The organism is Salinibacillus xinjiangensis (assembly GCF_009649735.1).
GTDB classification, from domain to species: Bacteria; Bacillota; Bacilli; order Bacillales; family Alkalibacillaceae; genus Salinibacillus; species Salinibacillus xinjiangensis.
In genome coordinates, this window is record NZ_WJNH01000003.1 from 304,226 (window position 1) to 318,478 (window position 14,253).

Annotated in this window: 14 protein-coding genes; 10 read left to right on the top strand and 4 right to left on the bottom strand. The window is 38.7% G+C overall.

Annotation, left to right across the window (positions count from 1 at the left end; translation table 11 throughout):
• Nucleotides 1–217 precede the first annotated feature (217 nt).
• Nucleotides 218–1,255 carry a M14 family zinc carboxypeptidase gene (locus GH754_RS07175; RefSeq protein WP_153728029.1) on the bottom strand — a complete coding sequence of 346 codons (1,038 nt, stop codon included), beginning with the start codon at nucleotides 1,253–1,255 and terminating at the stop codon, nucleotides 218–220.
• Nucleotides 1,256–1,613: 358 nt separating this feature from the next.
• Between GH754_RS07175 and GH754_RS07180 the strand changes: the two genes are divergently transcribed.
• From GH754_RS07180 to GH754_RS07190, 3 genes are all read left to right on the top strand, one after another.
• Nucleotides 1,614–3,749, top strand: a complete 2,136-nt coding sequence (locus GH754_RS07180) for an ATP-dependent Clp protease ATP-binding subunit (RefSeq protein WP_153728030.1) — start codon at nucleotides 1,614–1,616, stop codon at nucleotides 3,747–3,749.
• 120 nt (nucleotides 3,750–3,869) lie between these two features.
• Nucleotides 3,870–4,163 (top strand): DUF3219 family protein, encoded by a 294-nt coding sequence (locus GH754_RS07185; RefSeq protein WP_153728031.1) that lies wholly within the window; start codon nucleotides 3,870–3,872, stop codon nucleotides 4,161–4,163.
• Between the two features lie 14 nt (nucleotides 4,164–4,177).
• Nucleotides 4,178–4,702, top strand: coding sequence for a GrpB family protein (locus tag GH754_RS07190; protein WP_153728032.1), 525 nt, complete (start codon nucleotides 4,178–4,180; stop codon nucleotides 4,700–4,702).
• A gap of 34 nt (nucleotides 4,703–4,736) precedes the next feature.
• Here the strand turns inward: GH754_RS07190 and GH754_RS07195 are convergent, their stop codons facing one another.
• Together GH754_RS07195 and GH754_RS07200 are read right to left on the bottom strand one after the other, a co-directional pair.
• Nucleotides 4,737–5,240, bottom strand: coding sequence for a hypothetical protein (locus GH754_RS07195; protein ID WP_153728033.1), 504 nt, complete (start codon nucleotides 5,238–5,240; stop codon nucleotides 4,737–4,739).
• Nucleotides 5,240–5,713: a hypothetical protein gene (locus tag GH754_RS07200; protein ID WP_153728034.1), complete on the bottom strand. Its 474-nt coding sequence runs from the start codon at nucleotides 5,711–5,713 to the stop codon at nucleotides 5,240–5,242. Before GH754_RS07200 ends, GH754_RS07195 begins: the two co-directional genes overlap by 1 nt.
• Before the next feature lie 148 nt (nucleotides 5,714–5,861).
• Here GH754_RS07200 and GH754_RS07205 point away from each other — a divergent pair, with 148 nt between their 5' ends.
• Nucleotides 5,862–6,650 (top strand): GNAT family N-acetyltransferase, encoded by a 789-nt coding sequence (locus tag GH754_RS07205; RefSeq protein ID WP_153728035.1) that lies wholly within the window; start codon nucleotides 5,862–5,864, stop codon nucleotides 6,648–6,650.
• Between the two features lie 40 nt (nucleotides 6,651–6,690).
• Here GH754_RS07205 and GH754_RS07210 read toward each other — a convergent pair whose 3' ends face one another.
• Nucleotides 6,691–7,947 carry a cytochrome P450 gene (locus GH754_RS07210; protein WP_153728036.1) on the bottom strand — a complete coding sequence of 419 codons (1,257 nt, stop codon included), beginning with the start codon at nucleotides 7,945–7,947 and terminating at the stop codon, nucleotides 6,691–6,693.
• A gap of 160 nt (nucleotides 7,948–8,107) precedes the next feature.
• On the opposite strand from GH754_RS07210, the gene GH754_RS07215 reads away from it, so the two are divergent.
• From GH754_RS07215 to GH754_RS07240, 6 genes are all read left to right on the top strand, one after another.
• The gene (locus GH754_RS07215) at nucleotides 8,108–8,752 is read left to right on the top strand and encodes a LytTR family DNA-binding domain-containing protein (protein WP_153728037.1); all 645 of its coding nucleotides are present in this window, start codon (nucleotides 8,108–8,110) and stop codon (nucleotides 8,750–8,752) included.
• Nucleotides 8,753–8,885: 133 nt separating this feature from the next.
• Complete coding sequence (locus GH754_RS07220; RefSeq protein WP_153728038.1) at nucleotides 8,886–10,400, top strand: acetyl-CoA hydrolase/transferase family protein; 1,515 nt, start codon at nucleotides 8,886–8,888, stop codon at nucleotides 10,398–10,400.
• Nucleotides 10,401–10,543: 143 nt separating this feature from the next.
• Nucleotides 10,544–11,785 (top strand): hypothetical protein, encoded by a 1,242-nt coding sequence (locus GH754_RS07225; protein ID WP_153728100.1) that lies wholly within the window; start codon nucleotides 10,544–10,546, stop codon nucleotides 11,783–11,785.
• A gap of 39 nt (nucleotides 11,786–11,824) precedes the next feature.
• Nucleotides 11,825–12,328: a GNAT family N-acetyltransferase gene (locus GH754_RS07230; protein WP_153728039.1), complete on the top strand. Its 504-nt coding sequence runs from the start codon at nucleotides 11,825–11,827 to the stop codon at nucleotides 12,326–12,328.
• Nucleotides 12,329–12,500: 172 nt separating this feature from the next.
• Nucleotides 12,501–13,391, top strand: a complete 891-nt coding sequence (locus GH754_RS07235) for an ABC transporter ATP-binding protein (protein WP_153728040.1) — start codon at nucleotides 12,501–12,503, stop codon at nucleotides 13,389–13,391.
• Nucleotides 13,392–13,416: 25 nt separating this feature from the next.
• The gene (locus tag GH754_RS07240) at nucleotides 13,417–14,184 is read left to right on the top strand and encodes an ABC transporter permease (protein ID WP_194841304.1); all 768 of its coding nucleotides are present in this window, start codon (nucleotides 13,417–13,419) and stop codon (nucleotides 14,182–14,184) included.
• Nucleotides 14,185–14,253: the final 69 nt, after the last annotated feature.

Genomic DNA, 14,253 nt, shown 5'->3' on the forward strand with positions numbered 1-14,253 from the left:
AGAATGTTCATCTTTAGCATAATCGGATATCTTCAGCATAATAGAGAAAATATCAGCGAATAAACTTCAATTATCAGCATCTAGAGGGCCAGCACGCTGGCCGAGGGCTGTTCACCATCCACAGGAACACCGCACCGACCAAGCGTGGCTTATCAATCGCTCCCCAAACAAAAAACGCCCGAGAAGGCTCAAACTAAAACCCTCTCAGACGTATCCTTTATTGCTGGTAATCTAACGTATCCCAGAAACTAGTATCAGCAGTTTCCACAGATCCATCGGCAATCGCTCTTACCGTTTCTTCCATAGTAGTTACAGCTTGTTTAATAATATAGCCGTTGCTTTTTTGTCCAAGAACATAAGGCTCATAATAATGGTCAGCCATTCCTCTCATTTCAAATAGTACGGTGGAAATATCATATCGAGCGGCTATTCCATTTCGTCCGATATTGTCGCTTGATCCGCCACGATATTTACCTAGATGTCCCCAACCTTTAGATTGGATTGCATCAAATACAATCGCGCCAAGACGCTTAGATCCTTCTAGAACTTCTTCATCAACATTTGGCGTTGTAGGATGGAGAATGGAGCCAGATACTAGTTTTCCATCTCTCTCACTGTTTCGACCTTGGTGATGAAAATCAATCATATAATCAATATCATATTTTTGGAATACATTTTCATGAAGAGCCCTAGCCTCTGGTTGCATATCTTCGGTAGTTTTATCATGCTCGCGGTTTAGATCATAATGATTAGCATTGTATCGAGTTAGGTGACGGTCACCATCAGCAACGTAATCTTCTAAGGAGAAGTTGACATCTCCCATGGCACCATCAGCATTAAACATTGGTACAACATACACGTTTACTTGGTCAAGGATGCCTTTCATTTTTCCAGTCCCTAATTGTTTGATAAAATCTAACGCACCTTCAGTTGTTAGTGCCTCGTTTCCGTGTTGTTGGGTTAAAAATAAAACGCTAGGATTACTAGGGTCTGTTTCATATTTGGCAAGATAAAGATCGCGGCCTTTAACAGATTGTCCAAAAACCTCTAATTCAAGGACATCCTGTTTCGCCTCCTGATTTTGTAGGAAATCTACCATTTCCTCGTGGGTGTGTAAAATAGAAGTTTGGATTGATTCATTCCCTGTATACCCTGGACCTTCACCTACAGCTCCGACGGTAAAGGGGGTGGTAAATAGTACGCCCATGCCCAAAACAATGGATGTCGTTACATTTAAGACCTTTTTCTTTTTCATCCAATTCCTCCTTATTTTTCTGATTTACCCAATACTGTAATGATTAGGTAATTCTATTTTAGCTAGTAATCTATTAATAAAGAAATAGACGTAAAAGACTATCTTAAAACATGCGAGAAAGGATTAGTCAGATTACTTGTCTTTTTGTAATTCAAAAGAACTGTAAATAACGATAAAATCAACTGATTTCGTGAAAATCTTGTCGGAAAAACGAGTAGAAATTCTTAATTAAAAAGCCCCATAAATTTCCATAAACAAAAATCTTGAAAGTCAAAGAAGGTCAAATTATAATATAAAACAGATAAGGTCAAATATAGTCAAAGTCAAACAAATGATAAAACTCAAGGAGGTTTTATTGATGTTATGTGATGTTTGTCAACAAAACGAAGCAACGATCAATGTGTATACCCAATTTAATCAAAAAAAATCACAAGTGAAAATGTGTCATTCTTGTTTTGAAAAGGAACAGGCAAAACATAAAATGCCAACAGGTGGTGGATTTGGTTTTCCGCTAGAAGATCTATTCAAGGGTATGAATGGAGCTAACGGATTTTCAAGCCAAATGAACCACCAAGCTCAAACTCAGTCTGGAAAAGGTGGCAACGGGGTATTAGATCAATTTGGTCGAAATGTAACCGACCAAGCTAAAGGTGGTAAGATTGACCCTGTTATTGGACGAGATAAAGAAGTAGAACGCGTGATTGAGATTTTAAATCGACGCAATAAAAATAATCCGGTATTAATCGGGGAACCAGGTGTAGGTAAAACGGCAATTGCAGAGGGATTAGCCTTAAAAATGCTAGAAGGCGATGTTCCGTCTAAGCTGTTAAACAAAGAAGTTTATGTGATGGATGTTTCGTCCTTAACAGCTGGTACTGGTGTTCGAGGTTCTTTCGAGGAGCGGATGAAGTCAATTATTAGCGAGCTTCAACAAAGACAAAATGTGATTTTGTTCATTGACGAGGTTCATCAAATTGTAGGCGCCGGATCTGCAGAAGGTTCAATGGACGCTGGAAACATCCTAAAACCAGCGCTAGCCCGTGGGGAACTACAAATCATTGGCGCTACTACCCTAAAGGAATATCGTCAAATTGAAAAGGATGCTGCCCTAGAGCGTCGTTTCCAACCTGTAATGGTTAAGGAACCAACGATTGAAGCAACGCTAGAAATTCTAAAAGGGTTGCAATCCAAATATGAAGACTATCATCAAGTAAAGTTCACAGAGGATGCAATCAAGGCTTGCGCAATGCTTTCCGACCGATACATCCAAGATCGCTTCTTGCCTGACAAAGCGATTGACTTACTAGATGAAGCAGGCTCAAAGGTGAACTTACTATCAGAAGGAAAAGAGAAATCCCAAATTCAAAAGAAATTAAACCATGTTCGCCGTCAAAAGGAACAAGCCACTCAAGAAGAGCGCTATGAGGATGCAGCTAAATTGCGCGATCAGGAACTTGAGCTAGAAAATCAACTTCAAGACGGTAATGAAGAAAAAGGGATTGTTAACCAAGCGTTTATTACAAGCTTAATCGAATCCAAAACTGGCATTCCAGTCGGGAAATTAGAAGAAGACGAAAAAGTAAAAATGAAGAAACTAGAGCAAAATCTTGCCGCTAAAGTAATTGGTCAAGATGAGGCCGTACAAAAAGTCTCAAAGGCCATCCGTCGTAGTCGTGCCGGCTTAAAAGCAAATGCACGTCCAATTGGTTCATTTTTATTCGTAGGTCCAACTGGTGTCGGAAAAACAGAACTAACCAAATCACTTGCTGAAGAGCTATTTGGTTCAAATGAAGCGATGGTTCGTCTGGATATGAGTGAATATATGGAAAAACACTCGGTATCTAAGCTTATTGGGTCACCTCCTGGCTATGTTGGCCACGATGAGGCAGGACAATTAACCGAGCAAGTTCGTCGCAATCCGTACAGCATCATTTTACTTGACGAAATTGAAAAAGCTCATCCAGATGTTCAACACATGTTCCTACAAATTTTAGAGGATGGTCGTCTAACAGATAGTCAGGGTCGTACCGTAAGCTTTAAGGACACCGTAATTATTATGACAAGTAACGCTGGTGTGAATGACCGTAAGAAAGTAACGGTTGGCTTTAATTCAGTTGGCGAAGATATGGAGAAAGAGTCCAATATCCTAGAGTCTCTCGGCTCCTACTTTAAGCCCGAGTTTCTAAATCGATTTGATTCCATTATCGAATTTAATTCCTTAGAAAAAGACAGCCTTCTACAAATCCTAGACATCATGCTAAACGAATTGAAGCAACAATTATCAGAGCAAGGAATTGAAATCAATGTAAACCAAGCAGCCAAAGAAAAACTGATAGAACTAGGTTACCATCCAGCGTTTGGTGCGCGTCCATTACGCCGCGTTATTCAAGAGAAGCTTGAAGATAAAATCGCTGATGTACTTCTAGAAGAAGAACAAGAGTTCAAGCAGTTAGAAATTGGGGTTGAGAATAACGAAATTGTGGTAAAAGCATAATAGAATGAAAAGCTGAGCCTTAGCAGAAGGCTCAGCTATTTTTTTGGAGACAAAAAGTTTTCTGATTACAACCATTTGTGATAAGTTAATAACTACTAGACAACGAAAAGGAGGCTGACAATGGGTCACGAAATCATCCTAAACGACCGATCATTCAATGCCGAAACATTACATATTGAAACCATATCACCCAAGGGTAAGTCATTACATATGGTCAAATTCCGCTTCAAAGTGATGAGCGAAGAATATCATGAGATCACAACACTTTTATATACAAACGACTTTCGAGTATCGATTCCGGAAGAAAACATAGCATTTCAGGGGACCATACACAATTATTCCACATCTATTACCAATTTATATGAAGAAGGAGCAGTAGGAGACTTTTATTTAGAGTTAATCGAAAAACAATAGGGGGGAGGCAAGCTATGCGAAGAGTTGAAGTATCAGCCTACCAGCCAAAGTGGAAGGACTTATTTGAACAAGAGGCACGAAGGTTATGTCAATTATTTGGTTCAGTTATCTTAGATATTCACCACATTGGAAGTACATCTGTTCTAGGTTTACATGCGAAACCAATCATTGACATTATGCCTGTAGTTCAGGATATAGAAAAGGTAGATGCATTTCATGATGACATGATTCAATTGGGGTATGAACCAAAAGGTGAGTTCGGAATTTCGGGTCGTCGGTATTTTCCGAAAGGCGGAGAAGAGCGCACCCATCATGTTCATATGTTTCAAACGGGTAGTCCGCATATCGAGCGCCACTTGGCCTTTCGAGATTTCTTACGCACACATCCTGATGTGGCGAAACAATATGGGTGGCTGAAGACAGATTTGGCTCAGCGCTATCCCGAGAATATGAATGGATACATTGAGGGAAAGAATGATTTTGTTCAAACCACTGAGAAACGTGCACTTGAATGGTATCAAAACAGCCGAACGAATTAACGGAGTGTTCAGCAATGTGCTGCAACACTCCGTTTTACGTATTGGAAGCTTTAAGTAATTCATATCTATTTTTGACAAAGTGATAGAACAGTATGGTAATAGCTTGGACGCCCATATAGACTGTAAACGAATACCGTAACGCCCAATTTTTATAATTAAATACATCAAAATGTACATTTAACCATTCATAACCAATACTAAATAAAGAACAAATGAGAATATAAAATAATACGGCCAGTCCTTGAATGTTAAATTTTTCATAAACGTAAATAAAAAAGTAACCAAAAGGACCATATAAGAAATATAAAAATACATCTGTCAAATCATATTTTCCTGTATCCATCATGTCATAAAAATTAATAGTGGGTCCTGCCATTAAATGGTCTAAAAAGCGAGCAGATAAAATCGAAAATATCATAACGAGTATTGTTATCGTTGTGGGAATATGTTTTGGCAGCAGAAACATCACACCATATATAAGAACTAAAGATATGAGGAGAAACCATTCATTGTGGTCAAATTCTTGTGGAAGTGGCATTAATTCGGGATCCCCTCCTTGAGCATTCGGTGTTTAAATCCCCGCCTTAATAGTTGTATAAAGATAATGACTCCGAATAGTACAAAGATGGAATACCAAGCATTCCAACTGTTATAGGTAATGACATTCCATCGTACGAGTAAATACTCACTTCCGTAGAAAATCAATAGGGCTCCCAAGGTTAACACACTTTTTCCAAGTAGTGACTTAAAAGCATCTAATAAATTAAAATACCATAAATACAGTACTGGCAAAATAATAATTTCATGTAGCCTTAGAATGGTATAAGGTTCCGCATTTTTGGCCATTTCCCACAGTCCCAAGTTAATGGTTAACACGGCCACATAGCCTGTAATAATAAACTCTAAGGTAATTAATATGAAGATATTTTCGAGAATATTTAAGCGTTTATTTATAACAGTAGTTGCAATTAACAATCCAATGATAAGATCAAAAAAAACAACGTGTTCCATTGTATCAACCCACTTCAAATTTTCGACGTTATTTTTTGTGAATTATGGTTTTTTTATACAAATTGAAGTGACTTTTTCACATTAGGTGCTTGCCAAATCTGAATTTCTGGTAATATAATAGGAATTTATAAATAAAGGGGTGGGGAGAATGATACGTCCATTAACAGAAAACGATCGAGATTCATGTATGAAATTTGTTAAAGAAAAACCTGCTGAAAACTTATTTATAATTGGAGATATCGAAGCGTACGGATTTGATCATGACATCCAAGAAGTGTGGGGAGAATTTAATCAAAATGGACAATATAAGGCTGTACTTCTAAGATATCGTGACAATTATATTATCTATGCACCCAATGACTTTGATGTGAGGGGCATAGCCAACATTATTGATCAAGATGAACGTAAAAACAAATTCGTTTCTGGGATTGGTCCAATTGTAAATCAAGTTGTTGACCATTTAACTTACAAACCTAATAAACGAAGAGAGTTTTATTATGCCAAGTGCGAAAGTTTACAAAAGCAAGCCATCTCTAAAGAGGAGATCAAGCAGGCTTCAGTTCACGATATCCCGCGCATAATCAATCTCCATGAACAAATCCCTGAGTTTGAAACAAGAGAGGGAAGAGAGGAAAGCTTGAAGCAAAACATGGAGCAAGGTGTTTCCCGTATTTATTACATTGAAGACGGGGGCGATATCGTTTCAACTGCGATGACCACCGCTGAGAACACTTTTTCTGCTATGATTATTGGGGTTTGTACATTAGAAGGATATAAGAAAAAAGGGTATGCTAGTGCTTGTATGACACATCTTTGTGAAAAGTTATTGAGTGAAGGAAAGCACCTTTGTCTATTTTACGATAATCCCGAAGCGGGAAATATATACAAACGACTTGGTTTTGAGGATATTGGAAAATGGGTCATGAATATTTATTAAATCAACAACCCTCTCAACTCTGAGAGGGTTTGATTATGTTTTATTTTTGCTTCACTCGATTGATGATAAATCCACTTTTCGGCAAGGTTGGCATCTGACTTAAACTGTAGCTTAAATCCTGAGCAGGTATTTCATAGTCCACCCTATTTACAAGAAAATCGATGCTTGCTTTCATAATCTCTAAGGTGATTCCTTCACCCGGGCATCGATGTCCCTTGTTAGGATCTCCACCACCTTGGGGAATCAGGTCATAAAAATTCTCTTCTCTGTCTTGAAAACGTTCTGGACGAAATTCACTAGGCTTCTCCCAAACATTTGGATCATTATGCAAGCCAAATACATCGAGCAAAACAAGTGTCCCTTCCTCAAATTGGCAGTTATTCCACTCAAAATCTTTTTTTACACGGGCAGCCAAGAATGGTCCAAAAGGATAGAAACGTCTAACCTCCTGTGCAAACATCTCCAATTCCTCGGGGTCACGCGATTGTAGTTTTTCTTGATATTGTGGATAATCCCGTAATGCCAATGCTCCAAAGGTAATATAGGTCGCAATCGCAACAATGGGTCGAATCACATTGATTAATTCAATGGCTGCCATTTTACTATCTAACCTTTTGCCGTCGATATCCTTAAAATTCGCCCAGGCATATAAAGGGTAGTCTTGATTTGGCTTTAGCTGATCTGACCTAACATCCTCAATGACTTGTTGAATCCAATCCTCCACACGGTTTCTCGCTCTTCTTCCTTCCCAGTGCTCAGGACCAATATCACCAAAGGAGTAAATCATTGATATGAAATCCTTTGCTCGATCGGTCACTTCAGCTTCTTGGATAGGAATCCCCGCCCAATTACACGCTACTCGACATAAAATGACTTGTGATTCTTCAAATAAATTTACTTGTTCAGCTAATTCCCACTTATGAATCGACTGCTCAAACTCCTGAACTACCATATTTGCTAACTCTTTTTGGTGTGGCCTTGTCATTAATGACATAAACTGCTGTTTTCTATGTAGGTGCGCTTCACCGTCCATTGTTTGTATGGCGTTTGCACCAAATAGAGTCTGCTGAATTCGATTTGGAGCTGCTCCTTTACGTTGAAAACGCTCTGGATCATAAAAAATTTTAGCTGCCTCCACACCAGTCATGCAAATAACTTTTTGCCCCATGAGATGGGTTTCAAAAATATCAGTATGGTACCGATCCATTCGATTTTTTATAAAAAGATATCCTTCTTTCATAAGTGTTAAGGAGTTATCAAGGCCTTCATCTTTTGGAATATTTTCATTTGCTTGCATGTGGTCAACCCCTTTATTTAAATATACTAGGTATAGCATACCCTTAAAGCTAGTGTTTACTTATATTTAGGGTTCTATGTTTCCATTGAAATTGATATAATAGAAATTGCAAAATAGGCAAAATATTGTCAAAAACTAATTTCGCCTAGGGGGATTCATCATGGGGAATTTAACAATTGTTTCATTACTAGATGTAATTGGGGAATTATTTTCAGATGAAATATCGATAGCTGTATCTAATACAGATGAATACATATATTACCGACCTAGTAAACGAATTGACTTAAAAATTAAACCAGGTGACCAGATTAAAGATGGGACCATTACACATAAAGCATTTACAACAGGTCAAAAGGTATCTGAATTTATTGATCGAGATATTTTTGGGGTTCCATATCACGGAAGGGCAGTCCCGTTTGAATTGGATGGGAAGCTCGAAGGATGTGTGACGGCTATCTATCCTGCTTTAACAGAAGGTAAGTCAGTCATTACAGTCAAAACGCATGATGGGTGGAAACCAATTCCTTTTGATGATGTTAAGTTTTTGGAGGTTCGAGATCGGAAAACACACGTATTTGCGAATGACTTTACCGGGACACATAATCGAGCACTACAGGAATTCGAATATTCGTTACCAAGGGAGACATTTATCCGTTGTCATCGGTCATTCATCGTAAATGTTAATCATATTAAAGAGATCTATCCTGATACTCATTCTACTTTTGTATTGGAAATGGATAACGAGGTAAAAGTACCGGTCAGCCAGTCATACTCCAGTTATTTTCGTAAATTACTCGGGTTTTAACATAAAATTTCTGTTTTAAACAAATATTTTCTTGTTTCACTCAGTTATTCTCTTTTCCCCTTCATAAATCGCTAAGAAACTTATTGATAAGTTAAGATAATTATAAAAGTTATGAAAAAAGGGGATGAGCTAGATGGAGAATAACTACAGAGACCGAATCAAAGATCCTCGCTTACAGGAGCGTGTCGTTTCAGCAGAGGATGCGGCAGCTTGGATTCAAGACGGGATGACATTGGGGTTAAGCGGATTCACACGTGCCGGTGATGTGAAAGCGGTTCCGACTGCATTAGTGAAAAGAGCAGAAACCGAATCCTTCAAAGTAAATATGTTTACAGGGGCATCACTCGGATCTGATATTGATAAAATGTTTGCTGAAGCTGGTATTCTAAATAAAAGATTACCATTTCAAGCAGACCCAACGATGAGAAAAAAGATTAATCAAGGAGAGCATTTGTTTGTTGATCACCATTTATCCCATACTGCAGAGCTATTACGTTCTAATGTATTGGAAACGGTTGATTATGCCATTTTGGAAGCGGTTTCGATTGAGGATGGCATGGTGATTCCAACCACTTCAATTGGAAACTCCCAAATTTTTGCGGAAAACGCGAAAAACATTATTGTCGAAATCAACACAGCTCAGCCAGAAGCACTGAAGGGTGTTCATGACATTTACAGTATAGAAAAACAAGGGGAGAGACAACCGATTCCATTGACGAAACCAGATGATCGTATTGGTCATGCAGGGATACCAGTCGATTTGGATAAGGTAAAAGGAATTGTGTTCACAAACCAAGTCGATTCTCCTTCCACTATTGTTGCACCTGATGAAGAAACACAAGTGATGGCGGATCATTTAATGACTTTTCTTCGTAAAGAGATTGAGGTTGGACGTCTAACTGAAAGACTCGCTCCACTGCAGTCAGGAATAGGTTCAGTAGCTAACGCAGTTCTTCACGGAATGGTGAACTCTGAATTTAAGGATTTAGAGGTTTACTCTGAAGTCCTACAGGATGCTGTGTTTGATCTAATCGATGCTGGCAAAGTCAATTTCGCATCTTGCTGTTCCATTACCTTGTCTGAGGAAAAAATGAAACAGGTATTCCATAACTTTGATCAGTACCGCGACAAATTAATCATGCGTCCACAAGAGCTATCCAACCATCCTGAAATTATCCGTCGACTCGGATTAATTTCAATTAACACTGCGCTGGAATTTGATATTTATGGAAATGTCAATTCTACACATGTTTCCGGCACGAAAATGATGAATGGAATCGGTGGTTCTGGAGACTTTGCTCGAAATGCACGATTAGCCATCTTTGTAACCAAATCAATCGCTAAAGGTGGTGATATTTCCAGTATTGTCCCATTTGTTTCTCATGTCGATCATACGGAGCATGACGTTGATGTTGTTGTAACAGAGCAAGGATATGCAGACCTTCGTGGATTGGCTCCGAGAGAACGCGTTGAATTAATTATTGAAAACTGTGCCCACCCAACGTATCGTAACCAGTTATGGGATTATTTCTATGAAGCTGTGTCAAAAGGCGGTCAGACCCCACATGTCTTAGAAAAAGCCTTTTCATGGCATACGAACTTCGCCCAAAACGGTACGATGCGGGAACTTGTAACTGAAGAAGTATAATTTTATGTTTGGTCTGGTATCAATCAATGATACCAGGCTTTTTTTCGTTTTGTCAGACTGAACAACGCCTTTAAGATTTACATAAAATTACCACTATTGGTACAAATTACGAGTAACAATATCTTTGGTGGTGTTCTGTTTTGATGTTAAGAATTTTTAACCTGACAATGATCTCGGTCATTTTATTTCCCATATCCGTGCTAGCAAATGAAGCTCTCCCTTCAGAAGATGTGCATGTGGCCTTTATTCAAGATGGGAACCTCTGGTTATGGAGTGAACAAGGTGAAACACAAATCACAAAGTCAGGTGGTGTGTATGATCCACAATGGTCCTTTGATGGAGAATGGATTCTTTATCAAAAAGCAATCGAGACAGAAAAAAGGACCGATCATAACGAAATTTGGGTTTACAACCGGAAATCAGGTGAGCATAAAAAGATTTTCTATAATGGAAGATTACCAAAATGGGCACCCACTCAAAACCTGATTGCCTTCCAAAGTGAGGAAGTTTTAAATGTGTCAGACTTAGAGCGCTTCCATAACGTAGCCTTAGGTGTCAATGGCTATACATGGCTTCCCGATGGAAGTGGCTTTTTGTTATCTTCTCAGGCAGATTTAGTCCCAATAGGCTGGACGAATCCGAAGCTATACCGAAAAAGTCTTCCTGAAAATATCAATAAAGTAGAAATCTTTAAAGATGTGAAAGAGTTTTTTACCATTCCAAATGAATTGGGTATAGGGGATGATACGATATGGGCTATTACAGCAGGCGGCTTACAGTTTTCTCCTAGTGGAAAGTGGATATCCTTTGTTGTTTCCCCAACCGCATCCATGTCTATGGACACCAATATGCTTAGCGTGATTTCAAGTAATGGGAAACGCTTCGAGGTATTAGATGAGATTATATTTGAAGTAGGAAAACCGAAGTGGGCTCCGGAGAAGGATATGCTAGCCTATATTGCTGGTCAAGGCAGGATTGTCTTTGGCTTTAAGGATAAGAATTTAAAGGTAAAAGAAATGCCTGTATCCGAATCCTTAACTCCGAAAAATTATGCCGAGCTTGATTTTACTTGGGTCGATGATAATAAGATCGTCACTTCAAGAATAGAAGAGCGAGAATGGTCCAACAACGCCAAGGAACATCCACTACCTGCGCTTTACTCTATCCAACTAGAAGGGAATAAGCAAAGACGGATTACCGACCCACCAGAGGATTATGGAGATTATGCACCTCAATATCTTCTTAATGCCCAAAAGTTGATTTGGTTTCGACAGCAATCCTTAACTGAACGCAACAAGGACCTATGGATAGGGGATGCAAATGGAAAAAATGCTCATGTATGGCTTAAAAATGTTGAAGATGTTTCAGTATATGAAATAAAATAGATAGAGTATAAAAGATTATAGATAGAAAAGGGAAGAGAAATGGAAAATACAATCACTATTGATGGAATGAACACAACGGATTGGGAGCAGGTTTTAACCATTTACCAAGAAGGTATCGACACAGGAAATGCAACATTTCGAACGAAAGCCCCGACATGGGAGGAATGGAATCATTATCATTTAATGGATTGCCGATTGGTCGCGCGAGAAGGGGATAAAGTATTAGGATGGGCTGCTTTAACTCCCACCTCCAAAATGGAGGCCTATGCCGGTGCTGCGGAGCTAAGTATTTATGTAGGCCGAAACAGTAAAGGCAAGGGTGTTGGCAGTCAGCTACTCCAAGCACTCATTCAACGTAGTGAAGAGAAGGGGTTCTGGACGTTACAGGCTGGCATTTTTCCGGAAAATACATCTAGCATACACCTACATAAAAAACATGGCTTTCGCGAAGTGGGCAGGAGAGAACATATCGGGAAGTTAAATGGAGTGTGGCGAGATGTCATCCTGCTAGAGCGTCGTAGTCATGTAGTTGGAATGGAATAAGAAGTAACTGATGCGTTTCCACATATAAGTGGAGACGCATTTTTTTATACAGGTACAGAATACAACAGGTCATGTTCCAAAACCTGCATCCCATACCACATTTAACCAAATGTATTTTTACACTTTTTATAATGATGATAAGAAATTTAGCTAAATAAGGTGGGTGAATGACATGTTAGCTGTTAATGAGATCACAAAACAATATGGAGAAAAGGTAGTGTTAAAGAATGTCAATTTAACGTTTGAGAAGGGAACATGCTACGGGCTTGTTGGACCTAACGGAGCCGGAAAATTTACCCTCATGAAAATCATTGTTTCCATCATTACGGATTATAAAGGTTCAGTGGATTCCTCGCTATCCACTACATCCTTAAAGGAACAAATTGGGTATATCCCTCAGGACATTTGCATGGAAGAAAAACGAACAGCCAATTCAAATTTGCAGCTATTTGGAAAATTATACGGACTAAAGGGAAAGGTTCTCGAGCAGCGTTTGAAGGAAGCTTTGACATTAATCGGATTAAAAAATCATGGTCAGGAAAAGGTTCAGACTTTTTCAGGAGGAATGAAAAGAAGGTTAAACATCGGATGTGCACTCATGCATCGACCAAGCATCGTTGTCATGGATGAACCAACAGTCGGGATTGATCCGCAATCAAGACAACAAATCTACAATATAGTCGATGATTTAAAGCAAAAGGGCTGTACAATTATTTATGCCAGTCATTATATGGAGGAAGTCGAGCGTCTGTGTGATTATGTGGCCATGATGGTCCATGGAACCATTATCGAAGAAGGAGAAATCGGTGAAGTCCTACAGAAATATACGCAGCCTTCTGTTTATGTTGAAGGTGAATTTAATGAAAACGAATTTGGTACCTTAGGGACGTTTATCCCCAAAAATGCAGGATATTTGATGCAAACAAGCGAACCATTGAAAACAATGGAAAAACTGATTCAATACTGTAAAAGGAATTCTATTGGAGTGAATCGATTAGAACTCGCAAGACCTCGTTTAGAGGATGTATTTTTTTCAATGATCGGAAGTCAATTGCGTGACTAATGAATTATTAATGGGAGTGTTATATATGAGTGCTATTCTTATAAATGAAATCAAAAATAGTATCCAGGATCGGGGCTTGGTTTTTTGGATGTTTATTTTGCCTCTCTTATTTACAGTTTTATTTAATGCCATCTTCAGCAATGAAAAGGTCGGTTTAGCTAATCACGATGTGTCCGCATCCATTGTGCCTGGATATGCAGTTATGTTTTCGTTCTTCATTATGATTTCAATGGTGACGGTATTTGTTAAGGATCGGGAAAAAGGAATGGTGGCTAGACTCGCCAGCACACCTTTACCTTCCTATGCTTATTTACTCGGAAAATGGATTCCGCATGTTGCCATAGTTATGATTCAGACCACAATGCTTTTTATATTTGGTCTCATGGTATACAACATTCCATTTGAAAATCCCATGCTTATTGGAATTCTATCCATCTTTTTATCCTTTACTACAACCGGTTTAGGGCTAGCTTTAGCGGTTTCCGTAAAAACCGAAAACATGGGGCTGGCAATCACTCAACTAGTAGGATTAGGAGGAGCGATTTTAAGTGGTCTATGGATGCCTATTGATTTAATGCCTGATATCATTCAAACCATTAGTAATTTTACTCTTTCTCTATTCACACATTATGCTGTCGCTCTTCCAATAGGCTGGGTTCCACTCGATCTCAAATCAATACTAATGAGTACTCTCCTTTTCGTCATCATATATTCGATTTTCTGGACTGGTTACACCCTTTATTACAAACGGGTTGAATCATCTATGAATGAATTCTTGGATAATAAGGAATAGGAAGGAGGGAGTTAATCCCTCCTTCAAAATCTATCAATTGGTTTGACCGTTTTTTCAAAATAATGGTAT

What these genes read in the sequence shown, in the direction of transcription:
- GH754_RS07195 (WP_153728033.1), bottom strand. Translation starts at nt 5,240, where the DNA reads ATGCCACTTCCACAAGAATTTGACCACAATGAATGGTTTCTCCTCATA.
- GH754_RS07180 (WP_153728030.1), top strand. Translation starts at nt 1,614, where the DNA reads ATGTTATGTGATGTTTGTCAACAAAACGAAGCAACGATCAATGTGTAT.
- GH754_RS07185 (WP_153728031.1), top strand. Translation starts at nt 3,870, where the DNA reads ATGGGTCACGAAATCATCCTAAACGACCGATCATTCAATGCCGAAACA.
- GH754_RS07240 (WP_194841304.1), top strand. Translation starts at nt 13,417, where the DNA reads ATGAGTGCTATTCTTATAAATGAAATCAAAAATAGTATCCAGGATCGG.
- GH754_RS07220 (WP_153728038.1), top strand. Translation starts at nt 8,886, where the DNA reads ATGGAGAATAACTACAGAGACCGAATCAAAGATCCTCGCTTACAGGAG.
- GH754_RS07215 (WP_153728037.1), top strand. Translation starts at nt 8,108, where the DNA reads ATGGGGAATTTAACAATTGTTTCATTACTAGATGTAATTGGGGAATTA.
- GH754_RS07230 (WP_153728039.1), top strand. Translation starts at nt 11,825, where the DNA reads ATGGAAAATACAATCACTATTGATGGAATGAACACAACGGATTGGGAG.
- GH754_RS07205 (WP_153728035.1), top strand. Translation starts at nt 5,862, where the DNA reads ATGATACGTCCATTAACAGAAAACGATCGAGATTCATGTATGAAATTT.
- GH754_RS07235 (WP_153728040.1), top strand. Translation starts at nt 12,501, where the DNA reads ATGTTAGCTGTTAATGAGATCACAAAACAATATGGAGAAAAGGTAGTG.
- GH754_RS07210 (WP_153728036.1), bottom strand. Translation starts at nt 7,947, where the DNA reads ATGCAAGCAAATGAAAATATTCCAAAAGATGAAGGCCTTGATAACTCC.
- GH754_RS07175 (WP_153728029.1), bottom strand. Translation starts at nt 1,255, where the DNA reads ATGAAAAAGAAAAAGGTCTTAAATGTAACGACATCCATTGTTTTGGGC.
- GH754_RS07225 (WP_153728100.1), top strand. Translation starts at nt 10,544, where the DNA reads ATGTTAAGAATTTTTAACCTGACAATGATCTCGGTCATTTTATTTCCC.
- GH754_RS07200 (WP_153728034.1), bottom strand. Translation starts at nt 5,713, where the DNA reads ATGGAACACGTTGTTTTTTTTGATCTTATCATTGGATTGTTAATTGCA.
- GH754_RS07190 (WP_153728032.1), top strand. Translation starts at nt 4,178, where the DNA reads ATGCGAAGAGTTGAAGTATCAGCCTACCAGCCAAAGTGGAAGGACTTA.